At 67.0% G+C, this 20,953-nt stretch carries 17 protein-coding genes; 11 read left to right on the forward strand and 6 right to left on the reverse strand.

The genetic code is table 11. The annotated features are described in order from the left end of the window. From D0901_RS12965 to glcD, 5 genes are all read right to left on the reverse strand, one after another. Positions 1 to 805 (reverse strand): aldolase/citrate lyase/malate synthase family protein (locus D0901_RS12965; RefSeq protein WP_482194152.1); only part of this gene is annotated, 805 nt, incomplete at its 3' end. A gap of 79 nt (positions 806 to 884) precedes the next feature. After that, a complete protein-coding gene (locus tag D0901_RS12970) occupies positions 885 to 1,286 on the reverse strand; it encodes a heme-binding protein (protein ID WP_129140727.1) in 402 nt (133 codons plus the stop codon). Between the two features lie 105 nt (positions 1,287 to 1,391). After that, complete coding sequence (glcF, locus tag D0901_RS12975; protein ID WP_129140728.1) at positions 1,392 to 2,630, reverse strand: glycolate oxidase subunit GlcF; 1,239 nt, start codon at positions 2,628 to 2,630, stop codon at positions 1,392 to 1,394. 1 nt (position 2,631) lies between these two features. Then, positions 2,632 to 3,744, reverse strand: a complete 1,113-nt coding sequence (glcE, locus tag D0901_RS12980) for a glycolate oxidase subunit GlcE (protein WP_129140729.1) — start codon at positions 3,742 to 3,744, stop codon at positions 2,632 to 2,634. Between the two features lie 9 nt (positions 3,745 to 3,753). Beyond that, complete coding sequence (glcD, locus tag D0901_RS12985) at positions 3,754 to 5,253, reverse strand: glycolate oxidase subunit GlcD (protein WP_129140730.1); 1,500 nt, start codon at positions 5,251 to 5,253, stop codon at positions 3,754 to 3,756. Between the two features lie 254 nt (positions 5,254 to 5,507). On the opposite strand from glcD, the gene glcC reads away from it, so the two are divergent. Then, positions 5,508 to 6,284 carry a transcriptional regulator GlcC gene (gene glcC / locus D0901_RS12990; protein WP_129140731.1) on the forward strand — a complete coding sequence of 259 codons (777 nt, stop codon included), beginning with the start codon at positions 5,508 to 5,510 and terminating at the stop codon, positions 6,282 to 6,284. A 39-nt stretch (positions 6,285 to 6,323) separates the two neighbouring features. Here glcC and D0901_RS12995 read toward each other — a convergent pair whose 3' ends face one another. Further along, entirely contained in the window at positions 6,324 to 6,998 is a 675-nt protein-coding gene (locus D0901_RS12995; RefSeq protein WP_129140732.1) for a GntR family transcriptional regulator, read from the reverse strand. 170 nt (positions 6,999 to 7,168) lie between these two features. Between D0901_RS12995 and D0901_RS13000 the strand changes: the two genes are divergently transcribed. The 10 genes from D0901_RS13000 to D0901_RS21120 all read left to right on the forward strand — a co-directional run bounded on the left by D0901_RS13000 (position 7,169) and on the right by D0901_RS21120 (position 20,952). Then, positions 7,169 to 7,630 carry a GlcG/HbpS family heme-binding protein gene (locus D0901_RS13000; protein WP_129140733.1) on the forward strand — a complete coding sequence of 154 codons (462 nt, stop codon included), beginning with the start codon at positions 7,169 to 7,171 and terminating at the stop codon, positions 7,628 to 7,630. Between the two features lie 380 nt (positions 7,631 to 8,010). Next, on the forward strand, positions 8,011 to 8,991 hold the full coding sequence (locus D0901_RS13005; RefSeq protein ID WP_129140734.1) for a TRAP transporter substrate-binding protein: 981 nt from the start codon (positions 8,011 to 8,013) through the stop codon (positions 8,989 to 8,991). 81 nt (positions 8,992 to 9,072) lie between these two features. Continuing rightward, a complete protein-coding gene (locus D0901_RS13010) occupies positions 9,073 to 9,675 on the forward strand; it encodes a TRAP transporter small permease (RefSeq protein WP_129140735.1) in 603 nt (200 codons plus the stop codon). Between the two features lie 10 nt (positions 9,676 to 9,685). Continuing rightward, on the forward strand, positions 9,686 to 10,969 hold the full coding sequence (locus D0901_RS13015) for a TRAP transporter large permease (protein ID WP_203234868.1): 1,284 nt from the start codon (positions 9,686 to 9,688) through the stop codon (positions 10,967 to 10,969). 68 nt (positions 10,970 to 11,037) lie between these two features. Continuing rightward, entirely contained in the window at positions 11,038 to 11,832 is a 795-nt protein-coding gene (locus D0901_RS13020; RefSeq protein WP_129140736.1) for an enoyl-CoA hydratase, read from the forward strand. A 31-nt stretch (positions 11,833 to 11,863) separates the two neighbouring features. Next, positions 11,864 to 13,051: a CaiB/BaiF CoA transferase family protein gene (locus tag D0901_RS13025; protein ID WP_129140737.1), complete on the forward strand. Its 1,188-nt coding sequence runs from the start codon at positions 11,864 to 11,866 to the stop codon at positions 13,049 to 13,051. A gap of 86 nt (positions 13,052 to 13,137) precedes the next feature. Further along, the gene (locus tag D0901_RS13030) at positions 13,138 to 14,346 is read left to right on the forward strand and encodes a pyridoxal-phosphate-dependent aminotransferase family protein (RefSeq protein ID WP_129140738.1); all 1,209 of its coding nucleotides are present in this window, start codon (positions 13,138 to 13,140) and stop codon (positions 14,344 to 14,346) included. 53 nt (positions 14,347 to 14,399) lie between these two features. Continuing rightward, positions 14,400 to 17,414 carry an FAD-binding and (Fe-S)-binding domain-containing protein gene (locus D0901_RS13035; RefSeq protein WP_129140739.1) on the forward strand — a complete coding sequence of 1,005 codons (3,015 nt, stop codon included), beginning with the start codon at positions 14,400 to 14,402 and terminating at the stop codon, positions 17,412 to 17,414. A 139-nt stretch (positions 17,415 to 17,553) separates the two neighbouring features. Beyond that, a complete protein-coding gene (locus D0901_RS13040) occupies positions 17,554 to 18,540 on the forward strand; it encodes an aldo/keto reductase (RefSeq protein WP_129140740.1) in 987 nt (328 codons plus the stop codon). A gap of 99 nt (positions 18,541 to 18,639) precedes the next feature. After that, positions 18,640 to 20,952 (forward strand): diguanylate cyclase, encoded by a 2,313-nt coding sequence (locus D0901_RS21120; protein ID WP_203234869.1) that lies wholly within the window; start codon positions 18,640 to 18,642, stop codon positions 20,950 to 20,952. Position 20,953 lies beyond the last annotated feature (1 nt).

Here is a 20,953-nt window from a genome sequence, read left to right on the forward strand (position 1 = left end):
TGGTCACCGCGGCCTCGACGAGCAGGTCCTTGACGTGGGCCGGGTCGGTCTGGCCGATGGGGTGGCCGGCGTCGATCTGGATCTCCAGGTGCAGGCCGTGATGGGCGAGCAGCACCGCCTCGGGGGCGGCGGCGTCGCCGCGGTAGCCGACCAGCTGGTCGGGGCGCGCCAGGCCGGTCTCGCGGCCGGTGCCGCGGCTGATGACCAGCTTGCCGTCGCGGATCGCGTAGCCGGTGGCCTCGCGATGGTAGCCCTCGGCGAGCGGGGCGGCCTCGTCGAGCACCTCGCGGGCGTAGGCGATGACCTTCTCGCCGCGCTTGGGGTTGTAGGCGGTGCCCTTCTCGGCGCCGTCGGTCTCGGGGATCACGTCGCTGCCGTAGAGGGCGTCGTAGAGGCTGCCCCAGCGGGCGTTGGCGGCGTTGAGCGCGTAGCGGGCGTTGTTGACCGGCACCACCAGCTGCGGACCGGCCTGCACGGCGATCTCGGCGTCGACGTCGGTGGTGGTGACGCGCACCTCGCCCGGGTCGGCGGCGAGATAACCCTGCTCGCGCAGGAACGCCTGGTAGGCGGCCGGGTCGCGCACCGCGCCGGGATGGGCCTTGTGCCAGGCGTCGAGTTCGCCCTGCAGGCGCTCGCGCTCGGCGAGCAGGTCGCGGTTGGTCGGCGCGAGGTCATGGACCAGGGCGTCGACGCCGGCCCAGAAGGCCTCGGGGTCGACGCCGGTGCCGGGCAGGGCCTCGTCGGTGATGAAGCGGTCGAGGTCGGCGGCCACCTTGAGGCGGTGGCGGGTGATGCGGTCGGTCATGATCGGTCTCCTCGTCGGAACGCGATGAGTGCCTTCACTATAGAGGGCTTGATGGGGGGGCTTGGGCTGGCGCTTGTCGTCAGCCGATGGCGCCGACACCGGCCTTGGCGACCTGTACGTCCTGGTCGGGCTTGACGCCGGAGACGCCGACGCTGGCGATCACCTGGCCGTCCTTGATGACCGGCACGCCGCCGGACAGCAGCGCCTGCATCGGCGCGGTAGTGAAGGCGATGCGGCCGTTGTTGATCATTTCCTCGAAGACCTGGGTCTCCTTGCGGCCGATGGCGGCGTTACGCGCCTTCTCGCTGGCTATGCCGGCGGAGAACGGCGGCGCGCCATCCAGGCGGCGCAGGCCCAGCAGATGACCGCCATCGTCGGCCACGGCGATGGTCACCGCCCACTGGTTGGCCTCGGCTTCCTGCTGGGCAGCGTCGAGGATGGTGTTGACGTCCTGGAGTTCGAGTACGGCTTTGCTCTGCATGGTGGTTCTCCTTTAGTTTTCACTTAACTGGCGTCCAAATGACTGACTACTTGAAGGAAAAGCGCTGTAAAGCGTCGCGCGCGAGATGCGGCGCGCAGCAGCTTTTCAGTGTTTTTCCAGGGCCTCGTCGACGATCTCGATCCAATGCCTCACCGGCGTCCTGCCGGCACCGCCAAGGTGCGTCTGGCAGCCGATGTTGGCGGTAACGATCAATTCCGGGTTGCCGGCTTCCAGGTTGTCGAGCTTGTTGTCGCGCAACTGGGTGGCGAGTTCCGGCTGGGTCACCGAGTAGGTGCCGGCGGAACCGCAGCACAGGTGCGCGTCCTGTACCGGGGTCAGCTCGAAGCCTAGGCGCGCGAGAACGCCCTCGACGCTACCCCCGAGCCGCTGAGCGTGCTGCAGGGTGCAGGGGCAGTGGAAGGCCAGGCGCCGGCTTTTGCTGACGTCGAGGGCGTCGAGGTCCTCGTCGCGCAGGATCTCGGACAGGTCCCTGGCCAGAGCGCTGACCCGTTCGGCCTTCTCGGCGTAGGCCGGATCGTCGGCGAGCATGTCGCGGTACTCCTTGACGAAGGCGCCGCAGCCGCTGGCGGTCTGGACGATCGCTTCGACGCCGTTCTCGATCGCCGGCCACCAGGCGTCGATGTTGGCGCGCATGCGTGCGCGACCGGCCTCCTGGGCGTTGAGATGATAGTCGATGGCGCCGCAGCAGCCGGCCTGGGGGGCCGGCGTCAGGCCGATGCCCAGGCGGTCGAGTACCCGCGCGGTGGCGGCGTTGGTGTTGGGCGACAGCCCCGGCTGCACGCAGCCCTCGAGGATCAGCATCTGCCGGGCGTGTTGCCGGCCGTCCGGGCGCGCGCCCGGATCGACCGGACGCGCCGGCAGCTTGTCGCGCAGGGTGCCGGGGACCAGCGGGCGGAAGGTCTGGCCCAGCGCCAGCAGGGCCTTGAAGCGACGCGGGTCGACCAGTGCCTTGCGCAGCCCCAGGTGGAGTACACGTTCCTTGGGCGTGCGCCCGACGCGGCGGTCGACCTCGGCACGGCCGATGTCGAGCAGCTTGTGGTACTCCACGCCGGAGGGGCAAGTGGTCTCGCAGTTGCGACAGGTCAGACAGCGATCCAGATGAAGCTGGGTCTCTCTGGTGACCTGATCGTCGTCGTCGCGGCTCTCCAGCAGCTCCTTCATCAGGTAGATGCGCCCCCGCGGCCCGTCCCGCTCGTCGCCGAGCAGTTGATAGGTGGGGCAGGTGGCGTTGCAGAAGCCGCAGTGCACGCAGTTGCGCAGGACACGGTCGGCCTCGCGGATGTGCGGCTTCTGGAGATCGGCGTCGGTGAACTGGGTCTGCATGTCAAAGGGCCTCGTAGAGCCGGCCGGGGTTGAAGATGCCGTTGGGATCCAGCTTGGCCTTGAGCTGACGGTGGTACTTGGCGAGTACCGGCGAGAGCGGTGTGAAGGGCGATTCGGCGCCCCCCTCGGCGTGCGGTGTGAAACAGGTGGCGTGCCCGCCGGCGCGGGCCGCCGCCTCGCGGATGGTCTCGGCGTCGGCATCGCTCTTCAGCCAGCGCTGGGCGCCGCCCCAGTCGTAGAGCACCTGGCCATCGAGGGCGAGCGCCGGCATGTCGTTGGGCAGCGAAAGTCGCCACAGCGGGCGAGCGTCATCGGTGAAGAACGCCAGGCGCTGCTCGCGCAGCGTGCGCCAGAAATCGGTATCCAGCGCGTCGCCACCGAGGCGTTCGGCGGTGGCGGCCACCGAGCTGTTGCCGCCTTCCAGACGCAGGAGCAGGGCGCCGTCGTACCAGGCGGCGGCGCTCAGCGGTAGCGGCTGGCGGCCCCACTCGGCGAGACGCTCGAGGGCGCTCTCCAGGTTCATCGTCAGGCGCAGGCTGCGCGTCGCCGCGGGCTTGGGCAGGACCTTGAACGAGATCTCGGTCAGCACGCCGAGGGTGCCCTGGGCGCCGGTCATCAGCCGCGACAGGTCGTAGCCGGCGACGTTCTTCATGACTTCGCCACCGAAGCGCAGTGGCTTGCCGTCATGGCTGATCACCCGCGCACCGAGCACGAAATCGCGTACCGCCCCGGCCCAGGGGCGACGCGGCCCGGAGAGGCCGCAGGCGACCGTGCCGCCGACGGTGGCACTCGCACCGAAGTGGGGCGGCTCGAAGGCCAGGCGCTGGTCCTCGGCGTCGAGGGCGGTCTCGAGCTCGGCGAGCGGTGTGCCGGCGCGTACCGTGACCACCAGCTCGACCGGGTCGTAGTGGGTGATGCCGCGGTGGTCGGCCAGCGACAGTGTCTCGCCCTCCACCGGACGGCCGTAGAAGGCCTTGGTGTCGCCGCCGACGATCTTCAGCGGCGTGCCCTCGGCGTCGGCGCGACGGACCCGATCGCACAACCGATCGGCGATGTCCTGGCCGCGCTCGCCATGAACGGGATGGGCGTCCTGTTCGTGATGTGGCTGGGTCATGATCGTTCCTCAGAAGCGCGGAAGGTCCGGGTGCGGCAGTTCGCCGTTGTGCACGTGCATGGCACCGAACTCGGCGCAGCGGGCCAGTGTGGGGATGTTCTTGCCGGGGTTGAGCAGGCGGCGGGCGTCGAAGGCCGACTTGACCGCGTGAAAGACGCTCAACTCGTCGGGCTGGAACTGGCTGCACATCTGGTTGATCTTCTCGCGACCCACGCCGTGCTCGCCGGTGATGCTGCCGCCGGCCGCGACGCACAGTTCGAGGATCCTGCCGCCGACGTCCTCGGCCAGTTCCAGCTCGCCGGGCTTGTTGGCATCGAACAGGATCAACGGGTGCATGTTGCCGTCGCCGGCGTGGAAGACGTTGGCCACCGCCAGGCCTGACTCCTCGGAGAGCCGGGCGATGCCCATCAGCACCCGGGGCAGCTCGCGGCGCGGGATGGTGCCGTCCATGCAGTAGTAGTCCGGTGACATGCGGCCCACCGCGGGGAAGGCATTCTTGCGCCCGGCCCAGAAGCGGGCGCGCTCGGCGTCGTCGCGGGCCTGTTCGATGGCGGTGGCGCCGGCGGCCTCGAGCACGTCGCGCACGGTGGCGCAGTCGTCGTCGACGTCGGCCTCGACGCCGTCGAGTTCGCAGAGCAGGATCGCCTCGGCCTCGGTGGGGTAGCCGGCCTTGACGAAGTCCTCGGCGGCGCGGATGGCGAGCTTGTCCATCATTTCCAGCCCGCCGGGCACGATGCCGGCGGCGATGATGTCGCCGACCGCCTTGCCGGCCTTCTCGACGTCGTCGAAGCTGGCCATCAGCACCTTGGCGCTTTCCGGCTTGGGCAGCAGCTTGACGGTGATCTCGGTGATCACGCCGAGCATGCCCTCGGAGCCGGTGAACAGCGCCAGCAGGTCGAAACCAGGGGCGTCGAAGGCCTCCGAGCCCAGTGTCATGCGCTCGCCCTCGATGGTGATCACCTCGACGCGCAGCACGTTGTGCACGGTCAGGCCGTACTTGAGGCAGTGCACGCCGCCGGCGTTCTCGGCGACGTTGCCGCCGATCGAGCAGGCGATCTGCGACGAGGGATCGGGGGCGTAGTAGAGCCCATGGGGGGCGGCCGCCTGGGAGATCGCCAGGTTGCGCACGCCGGGCTGGACGCGGGCGATACGGGCGTTGGGATCGACCTCGAGGATCCGCGCGAAGCGCGACATCACCAGCAGCACGCCCTGTTTCAGCGGCAGGGCGCCGCCCGACAGCCCGGTGCCGGCACCGCGGGTCACCACGGGCACGCCCAGTTCGAAGCAGCGTCGCATCAGGGTCTCGACCTGGGCCAGGGTGTGGGGCATGGCGACCAGCATGGGCAGCACGCGGTAGGCCGACAGCCCGTCGCATTCGAAGGGGCGCAGGTCCTCCTCGCGGTGCAGCAGGGTCATGTCGGGCAGCGCCTGCTGCAGGTCGTTCAGGACGGCGGTCTTGTCGACGCGTTCCAGGGCGCCGTCGAGCCGCTCGTCATAGAGAATGTTCATGGTCACTCTCCGCTCAGCGGGCCGGCGCAATGGTTGGCCGGCAGTCACGGGCCCACGCCGGGCCTCCCGACGTGAGTATGGCATTCAATCTGAGCGTTCTCGTTGCCCCTGTCCAGTTTTTGGTATGCTGGTCTGACCAGTAATTGGTCTAATTTATGGAAGTGGATTCCAGTATTTCAATGAGTGCTTTTGGGGCTTCTGGTGGCGGCAGTTAAGGGCATGACGGGGACGCTGGTATTCGGGGGAGTAAAGCGATGGTCGACTATTCCACACAGCCGGACAATCGGCGCATGGCGGACGTGGTCGCCGCCAGACTGGAGGAACTGATCCTCGACGGCGTGGTGCGTCCCGGTGAGCTGCTGCCTTCCGAGCGGCGGCTCTGCGACCGACTCGGCGTGTCGCGCGCCTCGCTGCGAGAGGGGCTGCGCGTGTTGCGCGGCAAGGGCATCATCGAGACCCGCCAGGGCCGGGGGTCGCGGGTGACGCAACTGCTGCCACGCCACGACGACAGCCCCCTGATGCACCTGTTTCGCGATCACCCGCGAACCCTCTACGACCTGCTCGAGGTGCGCACCCTGCTCGAGGGCGAGTCGGCCAGGCTCGCCGCCCTGCGCGGCACGCCGGCGGATCGGGTGATGATCACCCGGCACTTCGAGGCGATGGTCGACTACACGGCGAGCACGGCGGCGATCGATGCCGAGCGCCTGGCACGCTTCGATCACGCCTTCCATCGGGCAATCTGCGAGGCCTCGCACAACCCGGTGCTGGTCTACACCCTGCAGGGGCTCACCGACCTGCTGTTGAGTTCGGTGTTCGCCTCGGTCAAGAACCTCTATCACCGGCCGGGGCCGCGCGAGCAGATCAATCGCCAGCACGAGCGGCTGTTCCACGCCGTCATCGATCAAGACCCCGAGGCCGCTAGGCAGGCGGCCCTCGATCATCTGGCGAGCATCGGCGACAACCTGCGCGAGATCGAGGCCGAGGACGAACGGCTGGAGCGCTCGGCGATGCGTCTCGAGGCCTGGGAGTGAGTCGAGGCCGGCAGCGCCTCGGCTCCGGCCGACCAGCGCTCAGCCGACGGCCTGGCGCTCCTCCTCGACGAGGCCGGTCAGCGACTTGGCCTCCAGCTTGTGGCACAGGTGCTCGCGGAGGATCTGGCCCAGCCATTTGCCGTCACGCTTGATCAGCGCCTTGATCATCTCCTCGTGCTCGCTGACCGCCTGGCGCCAGTATTCGTCGCTCATCTCGGCGGTGTAGCGCACCCGCTTCACACGCTGACTGAGGTTGTTGTACATCTCGATCAGCACCTCGTTGCCGGAGGCTTCGAGGATGCGTTCGTGAATCTGCTGGTTGACCTTGAAGTAGTCCTGCAGCTCGTTGTTGCGGTAATGCTCGAGCATCCGGTCGTGGAGCCGGCGGACCGCTTCGACCTGGGCATCGCTGATGTTCTGGCAGGCCAGCTCGCCGGACAGCCCCTCGAGCGCCGCCATCACCCCGTAGGTGTCCTTGACCTTCTGCAGCGTCAGGCGGGTCACGCGTGCGCCGCGATTGGGCAGAATCTCGACCAGTCCCTCCGAGGTGAGCACCTTCAGTGCCTCGCGGAGCGGTGTCCGTGACACGCCGAACTTCTCGCAAAGCTGTTTTTCGGAGATCCGCTCACCGGGAGTCAGGGCGCCCTGTTCGATGAGTTCCCTGATGCGATCGGCGACTTCCCGATAGAGATTTCTGTGCTGGATCTTTTCCATGGGCGGCTCTCTCGTCGGCATTGCCGCCTGCGTGACGACTCGGATAACGGGGAAAGCGAGACGGTGGCCGTCATTGGCAGGAGGCGTTTCGCGTTGACAGTGTTCAAAAAGTATTATGAATTCAAAAAAAGGGCAAGCTATCCACTCATCGTCGCACATCAGGAGGAATCATGGCAGGCAAGGTGTATCGCACGCGGGTCGTCGTCACCCGCCAGCAGGCCCGGAACATGCTCGACGGCGCCTTCGCCGAGGCGCGGCGCCGCGAGATGGAACCGCTGACCGCGGTGGTGCTGGACGGCGGCGGCCACGTGATCGCCGCCGAGCGTGAGGATGGCTGCGCCCCGCTACGCTTCGACGTGGCCCGCGGCAAGGCCCATGCCGCGCTGGGCAACGGCGTGGCGAGCCGGGTGGTGGGCGAGCGCAACGTCGAACGTCCGGCCTTTCTGGCCGCCGTCGCGGCGGCGGCCGACGGGCGGTTCGTGCCCGTGGCCGGTGGGGTGTTGATCCTCGATGCCGACAGCGAGGTGATCGGTGCCGTGGGGGTCAGCGGAGCCTCCTCCGATGAGGACGAAAGCGCCGCCATGGCCGGCATTCGCCAGGCCGGCCTGACGCCGGGTATTGCGCCGGCCTGAGGGGGGGCGAGCCGGTCGTGGCCGGCTTGCTCTAGCGTGGTTTCTTCTCTGTCCTTGCCAGCCGGGCATCGCATGGTGCCGCACTTTGGTATGTTTCCAAGGTTTTGATTTTTAAGATTTAAAAATTCCACTTCGGGTTTCTTGCTGCGACCAAAGCATAATTTCTAATTTTGAATTATGTATCCATCTTTGATGAGTCTCGACGCCTTCCGCTTCGGGAGCACGCCAACCGGGAGCATCGACCGGTGTCCCGGCGCAACGACAACGCCAAACGACAATGAACGAATCCGGGTAGGCAGCCGGACCGCCACTGACTGATGCGATCGATTCGAAGGGCGGTTCTCCATGCCTATAAAAACAACGAAGCAGCGGAGTTCAATATGAAAGCCTTGAAAACAGCCTTGCTCGCCTCGGTGCTCGCCTTCGGAGTGCAGAACGCCCAGGCCGACGAGATCACCATCAAGTTCGGTCACGTCGGTGCGCCGGGGTCACTGTTCGAGAAGAGCGTCAACCGGTTCGCGGAAATCGCCAATGCCAAGCTCGAGGGCGAGGCACAAGTCGTCCCCTATGGCTCGAGCCAACTGGGCAACGACTCGCAATTGCTCAGGAAGCTCAAGCTGGGCACGGTCGATCTGGCCCTGCCATCGTCGATCATGAGCAGCGTTGCACCGGAATTCTCGCTGTTCGAAATGCCCTACCTGATCCAGGATCGCGAGCACATGAAGAAGGTGCGCGACGCGGTGGTGCGGCCCAAGCTCTACCCGGCGGCCGAGCGCAAGGGCTATCGAGTGATCGGCGTCTGGGAGAACGGCTTCCGCCAGATCACCAACAACGAGCGACCGATCGACACGCCCGAGGATCTCCAGGGCATCAAGCTGCGCACGCCAAACGGCGAATGGCGCGTGGCGATGTTCAAGAGTTACGGCGCCAATCCGGCGCCCATGCCGCTCTCCGAGGTGTTCGTCGCCCTGCAGACCGGTGCGATGGATGGCCAGGAAAACCCGCTGGTGCAGATCTATTCGCAACGCTTCCAGGAAGTGCAGAAGTACCTGTCGATCTCCAACCACGTCTATACGCCGGCCTATGTGCTGGCCGGGGCGAGCTGGAACCGCTTGCCCGAGCACGTTCGCGAGGTGCTCACGGCCTCGGCCGAGGAGGTCGAGGACTATGCGCTCGAGCAGGGCGCTCAACTGGACGATGAGCTGCTCGCCAAGATGAAAGAGGCGGGAATGCAGGTCAACGAGGTCGATACCCAGTCGTTCATCGACAATTCCGGCTACATCTACGAGAAGTTCGCCAACGAGGTGGATGGCGGACAGGAGATGCTCGATCGCGTCGAGCAGCTGCGTAGCGATGGCTGATCGGGGATGGATGGCCCCCGTGATCACGGTCGCGGGGGCCAATGATGCGATGCGACTGCCCGAACGCTTCTGGAGCCGGCAATGACTTCCCTATCCCGAATCAAGACGGTCTATTCCAAGTTTCTCGAACTGGTGGTGGTGATCAACGTGGTGGCACTGGCGCTGGTGGTCAGCGTCGGCTTTCTGTCCCGCGTGCTGGGCTCGCCGTTCAGCTGGTACGGCGAGGTGGCCTCGGTGGGATTGGCCTGGCTGACCTACTATGGCGCCGCGCTGGCCGCCGCCAAGGGCGCGCACATCGCCTGCCCCAGCGTCATCAACGCCTTCCCGCCGGCCGTTCGCCTGCCCATCGCGCTGGTCGCCGAGGTCTTCACGATCGGCTTCTTCGTGCTGCTGGGCTACACCGGCTATCAGGTGGTGTTGATTCTCGACGGCGAAAACCTCGTCAGCCTCCCTGACGTCTCGCTGCAGTTGACCCAGTCGGCGATTCCCATCGGGGCGGCGCTGTTCGTCGTCTCCGAACTGCTGCGCCTGCCCGAGGTGATCGCCAGTGCCCGGGGTGAAGGGTTCATCGATCACGAGCTGGAAGAAGCCGGCCTGGACGCCGATAACGCCCGCGAATCGGCCGATGCCGAAGCGGTGCCACCGGGCGACGAGCACGGCGATCGCCGAATGGCGCGCAACTAGGAGAACAACGATGACCATTCTGGCCATGTTTGCAGGCCTGATCCTGCTGATTCTGATCAACGTGCCGGTGGCGATCGCGCTGGGCATCATCGGCACCTTCGCCACGGTGATGAATTACGGCACCCTGGCGCTGCCCAACGTCGGGCTGGTGATGTTCGACGGGGCGACCAAGTTCCCGCTGATCGCGATTCCACTGTTCATCCTTGCCGGGGCGATCATGAACGCCTCGAGCATCTCGCGCCGCCTGATCGATCTCGCCTCGGCGATGGTCGGCTTCATCAAGGGTGGGCTGTCGATGGTCACCATCGGCGCCTCGATCTTCTTCGCCGAGATCTCCGGGTCGGCGGTGGCCGGCGTCTCGGCGATCGGCAGTCTGCTGATTCCGGCAATGAAGAAGAAGGGCTATACCAAGGAGTTCTCGGCGGCGATCTCCTCGTCCGCCGCCAGCCTGGCGATCATCCTGCCGCCGTCGATTCCGATGATCCTCTACGCGGTGATGTCCGGCGAGTCGGTGGTCAAGATGTTCGTCGCCGGCATCTTCCCGGGCCTGCTCGGCGCCCTGGGCCTGGCCGCGATGTGCTACTACCTGGCCAAGCGCAACAATTTTCCCTCGGAAGGTCGCTTCCAGGCCAAGCGGCTGTGGGAGGCGTTCAAGGGGGCCATCTGGGCGTTGCTGATCCCGGTGATCATCCTCGGCGGCATCTTCGGCGGTATCGTCACCGCCACCGAGGGCGCGGCGCTGGCGGTGATCGTGGCGATCTTCATCAGCTCGGTGGTGTATCGCGAGTTCAGCCTCAAGATCTTCTACAAGGCGTGCCTCGACGCCGGCGTGCAGACGGCGGTGGTGATGCTGCTGGTGGCGAGCTCCGCGGTGGTGGGGATGTTCCTGACCGAAAGCCAGATCCCGCAGCATCTCGCTCAGTCGATCAGTCAGCTCACCGACAACAAGTATCTGATCCTGGCGTTGCTCAACATCGTGCTGCTGATCATCGGCGTCTTCCTGCACTCCGCGGCGGCGATCATCCTGGTAGTGCCGATCGTGTTGCCGCTGGTCACCGCGGTGGGCATCGATCCGCTGCATTTCGGCTTGATCGTTACCCTCAATCTGGCGATCGGCCAGCAGACCCCGCCGGTGGCGAGCGTGCTGATCGCCTCATGCTCGATCGCCCGCTCGGACATCTGGGCGACCACCCGGACCAACCTGTGCTTCCTGGGCGTGCTGCTGGCGGTGCTGCTGATCAACACCTATATCCCGGCCTTTGCCCTGGCACTGGTGCATCTGATCTACGGCTGAATACCGTTGACCGACGAGACCGCGGGGGCATGGCGCCCGCGCATGACCGACAACCGAGAGGTAACCCCATGACGGACGACAAGCGCGGCCGGGTCGAGTACCAGGAGCGCGACGGCGTGGCCTGGGTGGGCTTCGACCGCCCGGCGAGCCGCAACGCCATGACCTGGGAAATGTACGACGCCCTGGCAGCGATCTGCGCCGAGGTCGATGTCGACGACACGGTGCATGCCGTGGTTTTCCACGGCTGTGGCGGCGAGGCCTTCGTCGCCGGTACCGACATCAAGCAGTTCGCCGATTTCGACGCCCCCGAGGACGGCGTGCAATACGAGCGGCGCATCGACGCCATCCTCGGCGCCCTGGAGGGAATCGCCAAGCCGACCATCGCACTGATCGAGGGCTTCTGCGTGGGTGGCGGGGCGGCCATCGCGCTGGCTTGCGATTTCCGCTATGCCACCCCCGATCTCAAGTTCGGCGTGCCGATCGCCCAAACCCTCGGCAACTGCCTGTCGGTGACTAACGTCTCGCGCTTCATGGACATCGTCGGCATCCCGCTGACCAAGGAGATCCTGATGACCGCCAGGCTGGTCGAGGCGCCGCAGGCCGAGGCGATCGGTCTGGTCAACGGCGTCTTCGAGGCCGAGGCCATCGAGGCCGAAGTGGCCGACAGGGCGGCGGCGTTCAGGCGCCGCGCGCCGCTCACCGTGCAGGCCGCCAAGCAGCTCATCAAGCGCGTTCAGGAACATCGACGGATGCCGGCGGATGCCGGCGACGACTGGGTGCGCACCTGCTACACCAGCCGGGACTTCAGGGCGGCGGTCGACAAGTTCGTCAACAAGACCCCGTTCGAGTGGACCGGTGAATGATTCCCCTGACGATTCGCGGAGGAGACGCCGCATGCTTCCCCTGGATGGACTGAAGATACTCGACATCTCGCAGATCATGGCCGGCCCCTACTGCACCATGGTACTGGGCGACATGGGTGCCGAGGTGATCAAGATCGAGAAGGCCAACGGCGGCGACGACAGTCGCCAGATGGGCCCCTACGTCAACGACGAGTCGACCTGCTTCTCGCAGATCAATCGCAACAAGCAGAGCATTTCCCTGAACCTCAAGGACGACCGCGCGCGGGAAATCTTCCATCGCCTGGCCCGGGAGGCCGACGTCATCGTCGAGAACTACCGCCCCGGGGTGACGAAATCCCTGGGCATCGACTACGACACTGTCAGCGTGATCAACCCCGGCATCATCTACTGCTCGATCTCCGGCTACGGCCAGAGCGGCCCCTACAGCCATCGCGGCGGTTTCGACCTGGTCGCCCAGGGCATGACCGGGCTGATGTCGATGACCGGCGAGAAGGGGCGACGGCCGCTGAAGACCGGCATCGCCGTCTACGACATCGGCGCCGGGATCACCGCCGTGTATTCGATCCTGGCAGCCTACGTGCACAAGATGAAGAGTGGCGAAGGACAGCACATCGACATCGCCATCACCGAATGCGGCCTGCCGTGGTTTACCTGGGAGGCGGCGGCCTATTTCGCCGAGGGGCGGGTACCCGAGCCCACCGGCTGGCGGCATCGCGTCTCGGCACCCTACCAGGCGGTCAAGACCCGTGACGGCTACATCATGCTGGGTTGCGCCAACCAGCGAACCTGGGAGCGCTTCTGCGAGAACGTGATCGAACGCCCCGCACTGATCGACGATACCCGCTTTCTCACCAACAGCGACCGGGGGGCCAACGTCGAGGAACTCGAGACGCTGCTCGAGGACATCCTCGCCGGCCACGACATGGCCCACTGGCTAGAACGCTGCGACAGCGCCGGGGTGCCGGCCGGGCCGATCAACGACTTCGCCCAGGCGATGCAGGACGAGCACTATCTGGCGCGGGGCATGGTCCAGGAGATGGAACACCCGGTGATCGGTCCCATGAAGACGATCGGCTTTCCCAGCAAGTTCTCGCGCACGCCATCGCAGATCCGCCGCCCGGCGCCGCTGTTCGCCCAGCATACCGATGAGATCCTCGCCGGGCTGGGCATGGGACGCGACGAGGTCGAGGCGCTGCGCCGCGAGGGCTGCATTCGCTGAGCCGGCGCCCGTGAGGTCAACGGGTGCCGATTATTGAATTCAAAATTCATTATCAAGAATCACAAGATCGCTGACGGAGATTTCCGATGCTCAATCTCGACTTCCATCCCTCCGGCCGTCACTTCCTGCAGATCCCCGGCCCGTCGCCGGTGCCGGATCGCATCCTGCGCGCCATGAGCCTGCCCACCATCGACCATCGCGGCCCGGAGTTCGGTGCCCTGGGCCTGGAATTGCTGGGCAAGGTCAAGCGGGTCTTCAAGACCGACAACCCGGTGGTGATCTATCCCGCCTCCGGCACGGGTGCCTGGGAGGCGGCGCTGGTCAACACCCTGTCGCCGGGCGACCGGGTGTTGATGTACGAGACCGGGCACTTCGCCACGCTATGGCAGAAGATGGCGCTCCGCCTGGGGTTGGAGCCCGAGTTCATCGGCCTGCCGGGCTACGAAGGCTGGCGGTGCGGCGTCCAGGCCGAGATGATCCAGGCGCGCCTCGCGGAGGATGGTGAGCACGCCATCAAGGCGGTCTGCGTAGTCCACAACGAGACCTCCACCGGGGTTACCAGCGACATCGCCGCGGTACGCCGGGCGATCGATGCCGCCGGGCACCCGGCGCTGCTGCTGGTCGATACCATCTCGGGGCTCGCCAGCGCCGACTATCGGCACGACGAGTGGGGCGTCGACGTGACCATCTCCGGGTCGCAGAAGGGGCTGATGCTGCCGCCCGGGATCAGCTTCAATGCCGTGTCCGACAAGGCGATCGCCGCCAGCCGCGAGGCACGCCTGCCCAAGAGCTTCTGGGCCTGGGACGAGGTCCTCGAGGCCAACACGACCGGCTACTGGCCCTATACCCCGAGCACCAATCTGCTCTACGGGCTCAACGAGGCGCTGGACATGCTGCTCGACGAGGGGCTCGACAATGTCTTCGCCCGGCACCGGCGCTGGGCCGCCGGGGTGCGTAGCGCGGTCGAGGCCTGGGGGCTGGAGGTGCAGTGCCGGGACCCGGCGGTGTATTCACCGGTGCTGACCGGGGTCGTGGTGCCCGAAGGCGTGGACGCCGACGCGGTGCGCCGCACGATCTACGAGCGCTTCGACCTGTCGCTGGGGACCGGCCTGGGCAAGGCCAAGGGGCGGATGTTCCGCATCGGCCACCTCGGCGACTGCAACGATCTGACGCTGATCGCCACCCTGGGCGGCTGCGAGGCCGGGCTCAAGCTGGCCGGCGTCGAGCTCTCGGGCAGCGGCGTCCAGGCGGCGCTCGAGTATTTCGCCGCCCATCCGCGCAACGCCGCGCAATGATCTCGGCCCGACGAACCGTCGAACCGTCGAACCGTCGAGAAGGAGGGGAAGCGATGACGTCGTTATCCAGCACCACCGTCCAGGCCCGGGGCTCGCGTGACGCCCGGATCAAGCCCGTTTCCGAGCTGGCCGAGCGCCTCGGGCGCGAGATCGCCGGCGACGTGCTCTTCGACGAGGCGTCGCGCGGGCGCTATTCGACCGATGCCTCGATCTATCAGATCACCCCGGTGGGCGTGGTCGTGCCGCGTCATCAGCAGGACCTGGCGACGGCGCTGGACATCGCCCGCGACGCCGGCGTGCCGATCCTGCCGCGTGGCGCCGGGACCAGTCAGTGTGGCCAGACGGTGGGCGAGGCGCTGGTGCTGGACACCAGCCGCTGGCTCAACGGCGTCGTCGAGTTCGACGAGGTGCGGCGCAGCGTGGTGGTCGAGCCGGGGATCGTCCTCGATCACCTCAATGCCTGGCTCAAGCCCTACGGCCTGTGGTTTCCGGTCGACGTCTCGACCAGCGCCCAGTGCACCCTCGGCGGCATGGCCGGCAACAACTCCTGCGGCTCGCGCTCGATCAAGTACGGCAACATGGTGCACAACGTGCTGGGCATCGACGCGCTGCTCGCCGACGGTACGGCGGCCTCGTTCGGCTATCTCGACGAACTTCCCGGCGGCGACCCGCTGCAATCCATCGCCCAGCGGGTATGGACGATCGCCGAGCGCGAGAAGGCCAATATTCGCGAACACTTCCCCAAGGTGCTGCGCCGGGTCGCGGGTTATAACCTGGATCTGTTCGACTGCCAGAACGAGCGGCCCTACGACCCGCGGGGTCGGGCCAACCTTGCTCATCTGCTGATCGGCTCGGAGGGCACGCTGGCACTGACGCGGCGGATCACGCTCAGGCTCGAGCCGCTGCCCGAGCACAAGGTGCTGGGCGTGGTCAATTTCCCGACCTTCTATCAGGCGATGGACCTGACCCAGCACATCGTCACGCTGGCGCCATCGGCGGTGGAGCTGGTCGATCGCACCATGATCGATTTGTCGCTGGAGAATCCGGCGTTCCGGCCGGTGATCGAGAAGGCGCTGATCGGCAAGCCGGAAGCGGTGCTGCTGGTCGAGTTCTCGGGGCAGGAGCGCGAGCCGCTGCTCGATGCCCTGCGTCGGCTCAACGAGTTGATGGCCGATCTGGGCCTGCCCGACTGCGTGGTCGACATGCCCGGGGCCGCCGAGCAGAAGGCGCTGTGGAACGTGCGCAAGGCGGGGCTCAACATCATGATGAGCATGAAGGGCGACGGCAAGCCGGTGTCGTTCATCGAGGATTGCGCGGTCCCGCTCGAGCATCTCGCCGAATACACCGACAAGCTGACCCAGGTGTTCCACAAGCACGGCACCGAGGGCACCTGGTACGCCCATGCCAGCGTCGGCACCTTGCACGTGCGGCCGATTCTCGACATGCGTCGCGACGGCGCCGGGAAGATGCGCGCCATCGCCGAGGAGGCCTCGGCCCTGGTACGCGAGTACAAGGGCGCCTACTCCGGCGAGCACGGCGACGGCATCTGCCGGGGCGAGTGGATCGCCTGGCAGTTCGGGTCCGCGCTCAATGCCGCCTTCAAGGAGGTCAAGCAGCTCTTCGATCCCGACAACCTGTTCAACCCCAACAAGATCGTCGATACCCCGCGGATGGACGACGATCGTCATTTCCGCTTTCCCCGGGACTACCGGACGATCCCGCTCACGCCGGTGCTCGACTGGTCGCCCTGGGACGTCGAGCGCGACCCGCTGAGTGGCGAGCAGAGCGCGCCCGGCAGCGGTGGCGACCCGACCGGCGGCCTCGCCAAGGCCGTGGAGATGTGCAACAACAACGGCCACTGCCGCAAGTTCGATGCCGGCACCATGTGTCCGAGCTATCGCATCACCCGTGACGAACAGCACCTTACCCGTGGCCGCGCCAATACCCTGCGTCTGACCCTCTCCGGTCAGCTCGGCGAGGCGGGGCTGGCCAGCGACGCCGTCAAGGAAGCGCTCGATCTGTGTGTGTCCTGCAAGGGCTGCAAGCGCGACTGCCCGACCGGGGTCGACATGGCCCGATTCAAGATCGAGGCGCGCGCCGCGCGCGCCGAGACCCACCCGCTGGCATGGCGGGAGCGGATAGTCGCCGAGATGCCGCGCTATGCCCCCTATGCCAGCCGACTGGCGCCGTTGCTCAATGGCGTCGAGCGTTTCACGCCGCTCTCCCGCTGGGTCAAGCGCTCGCTGGGGCTGGCCGAGGCACGCTCGTTACCGGCCTTCGGTGATGACTACCTGCGTCGTGCCCTGGCGGCGCCCGGCGCGTCGACGACGGTGGGCGAGGTCGTACTGTTCGTCGACACCTTCAACAATTATATGGAAGCGGCCAATGCCGCGGCGGCGCACCGCGTGCTCACCGCCGCCGGCTACCGCGTGCATCTCAACAACCCGCCCGGCCAGCGGCCGCTGTGCTGCGGTCGCACCTATCTGGCCGCCGGCCAGGTCGCCAAGGCCAAGGCCGAGGCGCGACGCACGCTCGATCATCTGATGCCCCACGTCGAACGCGGTGCCGCCATCGTCGGGCTCGAGCCGTCGTGCCTGCTCACCCTGCGCGATGAGTTCCTCGGCTACGGCTACGGGGAAGAGGCCAGGGCGCTCGCCGAAGCGGCGCTGCTGTTCGAGGAGTTTCTGGTTCGTGAGCACGACGCCGGTCGCCTGACGCTGGACCTCAAGCCACTCGGGACGCAACGCGCCTGGCTGCACGGCCATTGTCACCAGAAGGCCTTCGACGCGCTGCGCCCGGTGGAGACCGTGCTGGGCTGGATCCCCGACCTGGAGGTCACGACCATCGAGTCGTCGTGCTGTGGCATGGCCGGCAGCTTCGGCTACGAGCGCGAGCATTACGCGGCCTCGATGCAGATGGCCGAGCTGGCGTTGCTGCCGGCGATTCGCGACGCCGGGGAGGACGAGCTGGTGGTGGCCGACGGCACCAGTTGTCGCCACCAGATCCGGGATGGTGCGCAACGCGAGGCATTGCACGTTGCCCGGGTACTGGAGCAGGCGCTGGCCTGACGGGCCATCGCGTGACGATGGCAGGGAGGGGCAGGAGGAGGCTCGGTCCGCGCAGTGGCTCGACGGCGTGGCTCGGTCGGTCGTCACTTCCGTTTGCCTGCTATGGTTAAGGGCCTATCAATCGAGACGGAGTGACATCATGGACTATCGTCGCCTGGGAACGACCGGACTCAAGGTATCGCCGCTGTGCCTGGGCACCATGACCTACGGGACCCCGCAGTGGCGGGACTGGGTGCTCGACGACGCCCGGAGCCGGCCGTTCATCGAGCGGGCGCTGGAGGCGGGGATCAACTTCTTCGACACCGCCGACATGTACTCCGACGGCGAGTCGGAGCGGGTGGTGGGCCGCGCGCTGCGGGACTTCGCCCGGCGCGAGGCGGTCGTCGTCGCCACCAAGGTCTACAACCCCACCGGCGACAAGGGCCCCAACGAGCGCGGGCTGTCGAAGAAGCACATTCGCCACGCCATCGACGCCTCGCTCGAGCGGCTGGGCATGGATTACGTCGACCTCTACCAGACCCACCGCTGGGATTACGACACGCCGATCGAGGAGACCATGGAAGCGCTCCACGAGGTGGTGTGCTCCGGCAAGGCGCTCTACCTCGGGGCGTCGAGCATGCACGCCTGGCAGTTCGCCAAGGCGCAGCGCGTCGCCCGCGAGAACGGCTGGACGCCGTTCTCGACCATGCAGCCGATGGTCAACCTGATCTATCGCGAGGAGGAGCGGGAGATGATCCCGCAGTGCATCGACCAGGGCGTGGGCGTGATTCCCTGGAGTCCTCTGGCGCGCGGCATTCTCGCCGGCAGCAAGCCGGTCGGCGGCGAGGGCGAGACCACCCGGGCCAGGAGCGACGAGCAGATGCGCAACTGGAAGCTGGGGCTGGAGCGCGATCGGCCGGTGATCGAGGCGCTGCAGGCACTCGCGACGGAAAAGGGCGTCTCGCCGGCCCAGGTGGCGCTGGCCTGGCTGCTGCACAAGCCGGGAATCACGGCACCGATCGTCGGCGCCAGCAAGTCGCATCATCTCGATCAGGCGCTGGGCGCGCTCGACGTGTCTCTCGCGGCCGACGAGATCGAGCGGCTCGAGGCGCCCTATGTCCCGCACGAGGTCGTGGGCTTCGTGTGACGCCGGCTTGCGTTGAAGGGCCGACCCTTCGGGCTGTCGACAAGCTCGGGGGGCGGGCTTATGGTCGGATGTGTCTCCGTCACGCCCGGGTCTTCTCCCATGAGCGATTTCGCCGAGCGCTACGCGCGGCTGCACGCCGTGCAGGACGAGATGGCCGCCAGGCTGGCTCGGTTGCGCGATATCCGACCCTGCTTCATCGACTTGTCGCTTCGCGAGAATGCCGTCGGCGCCAGCCGCGGGCAGACCCTCGATGCCAAGTTGGCCACCCTGGCGCGGCTGCGCCAGTTCGGCTTCGACGACATCCTGCTGGGCACCCTGGACTATGCGATGCCCGACGAGCCGACGGTCGACGACGACTTCATGATCCACCTGCGCGACCAGGGGATCGATCGCCGTGGCTGCTTCGCCTTCACCCAGGTCGGCACGTTCGACGCGGCCGGTGTCTTCGTGCCGGACCATTCCCAGTGCAAGCTGCGTGACTATGCGGTCCCCAATACGCTGCACCAGCTCTCGCTGGGCTGGCGCGCTCGCCAGAGCGCGGACCAACTGGCGGCGCTCGAGGCCCGGCTGACGGCATCGATCGCCTGGTTGCAGGCCAACGTCGCCGGTGAGGCCGGCGCCGCGCCGCGTATCATCATCAACCTCATCGATGGTTGCGACGGTTTCGCCGTCGATCCCGAGGCGATGTGCCGGTTGTTCGCGCTGCTCGCCGAGCAGCCCATCGAGGGTGTCAGCTTCGAGGATTGTCGCGGCACCTACCTGCCGTTCCAGATCGCTGCCTTCGTGACCATGGCCCGGGCGTTCACGCCGCCGCCGCTCAAGCTGCTGGTGCACTTGCATGCCGGCGCCGGCGTGGAAAATGCCGCAGCCATCGAGGCCCTGCTCCACGGCGCCGACGGGGTGTGGGGCGCGTTGTCCAAGCAGGCCGCCGTCATCGGTCATGCCTCGTCCAGCGAGCTGATCGCCAATCTGGTGCGCCTGGGCAACCGCCACCTCGAGACGCGCTTCCGGCTCGAGCGCCTGCTGCCGCTCACCCGTTCGCTGCGCAAGGGGCTCGATGGCGACCCGCCGGTCGACTGGCCGATCATCGGTGACAATGCCTACCGACTGCCGCTGAGCGACTTCCGTCAACGCAGCGGGCGTTTCATGGACCTGCCGCCGGAACGGATCGGCGGGCGCTATCGTTACCGGCTCTGCCCGCTGGTCAGCGACAGCGGGGTGCTCGCCGGGCGTCTGGCCGAGGTCACCGGCTATCCGGCGGAGACCTTCCCGGCAGACGTTTTGTCGACCATGCGGCGTCTGATGCGTCGCGATCTGCGGCGGGGTCTGCGGATTCGCTACGACGAGCCGACGGCCCTGCTGACGCTGTATCGGCGGGCGCGTGGCGAGGTCGCGGCCAGCGCGCCGGTGTCCGGCGCAGCCGGGCCGTCCGAGCGGTCGGCCAGCGTCGATCCGCAAGCCCCTCTGCGCGGCGACACGGACATCTACCGGGCGCTGCTCGAGTCGACCCGGGCGATTCCCTGGCGCATTGACTGGGAAAGCCTGCGTTTCACCTATATCGGCCCCCAGATCGCCGAGTTGCTGGGCTGGCCCGTTGACAGCTGGGAAACCATCGAGGACTGGGCCGAGCGCATGCATCCCGAAGATCGCGACTGGGTGATCGACTACTGTGTGGCGCAATCGCGGGCCGGCAATGACCACGAAGCCGACTATCGAGCGTTGACCGCCGGCGGTGAGTATCGCTGGGTGCGCGACGTGGTGCACGTGGTACGGGATGCCCAGGGCGAGGTGGAGGCGCTGGTCGGTTTCATGTTCGACATCCACGAGCGCAAGCTCGGCGAGCAGGAACGGCTCGACCTGCAGCGTCGCCTGGAGACGCTCTCCTACCAGGATGGACTCACCGAGATCGCCAATCGGCGGATGTACGACAGCACCCTGGCGCGGGAGTGGGCGGTGGCGCGACGCAAGGCGCGCCCGCTGTCGCTGGTGCTCATGGATATCGATCATTTCAAGCAGTACAACGACCACTACGGCCACCTGGCCGGCGACGACTGTCTGCGTCGGGTCGCGACACTCTTGAGCGAGGCCTGTCCGGGGGAGTTGCTGGCGCGTTACGGCGGTGAGGAGTTCGTGCTGTTACTGCCGGATACCACAGTCGCGGCGGCACGGGTCATCGCCGAGCGCTGCCGACGCCGCGTGGCGGAGGCGGCGATGGTGCACGCCGGGTCACCGGTTTTCGGGCGCGTCACGATCAGTGTGGGCGTGGGGGAGGTGGTCCCGGATGGGGCGTCGGAGGTGGACGCCTTCGTCACCGGTGTCGACCGGGCCCTCTATCGGGCCAAGCGCGAAGGTCGCAATCGGGTGGAGGTCGTCCCGGCAGGCCGCGCCGAAAGCGGCGCGGCCTCGGGATGAG

It is taken from the genome of Modicisalibacter coralii, from assembly GCF_004117855.1.
Classification (GTDB): Bacteria; Pseudomonadota; Gammaproteobacteria; order Pseudomonadales; family Halomonadaceae; genus Modicisalibacter; species Modicisalibacter coralii.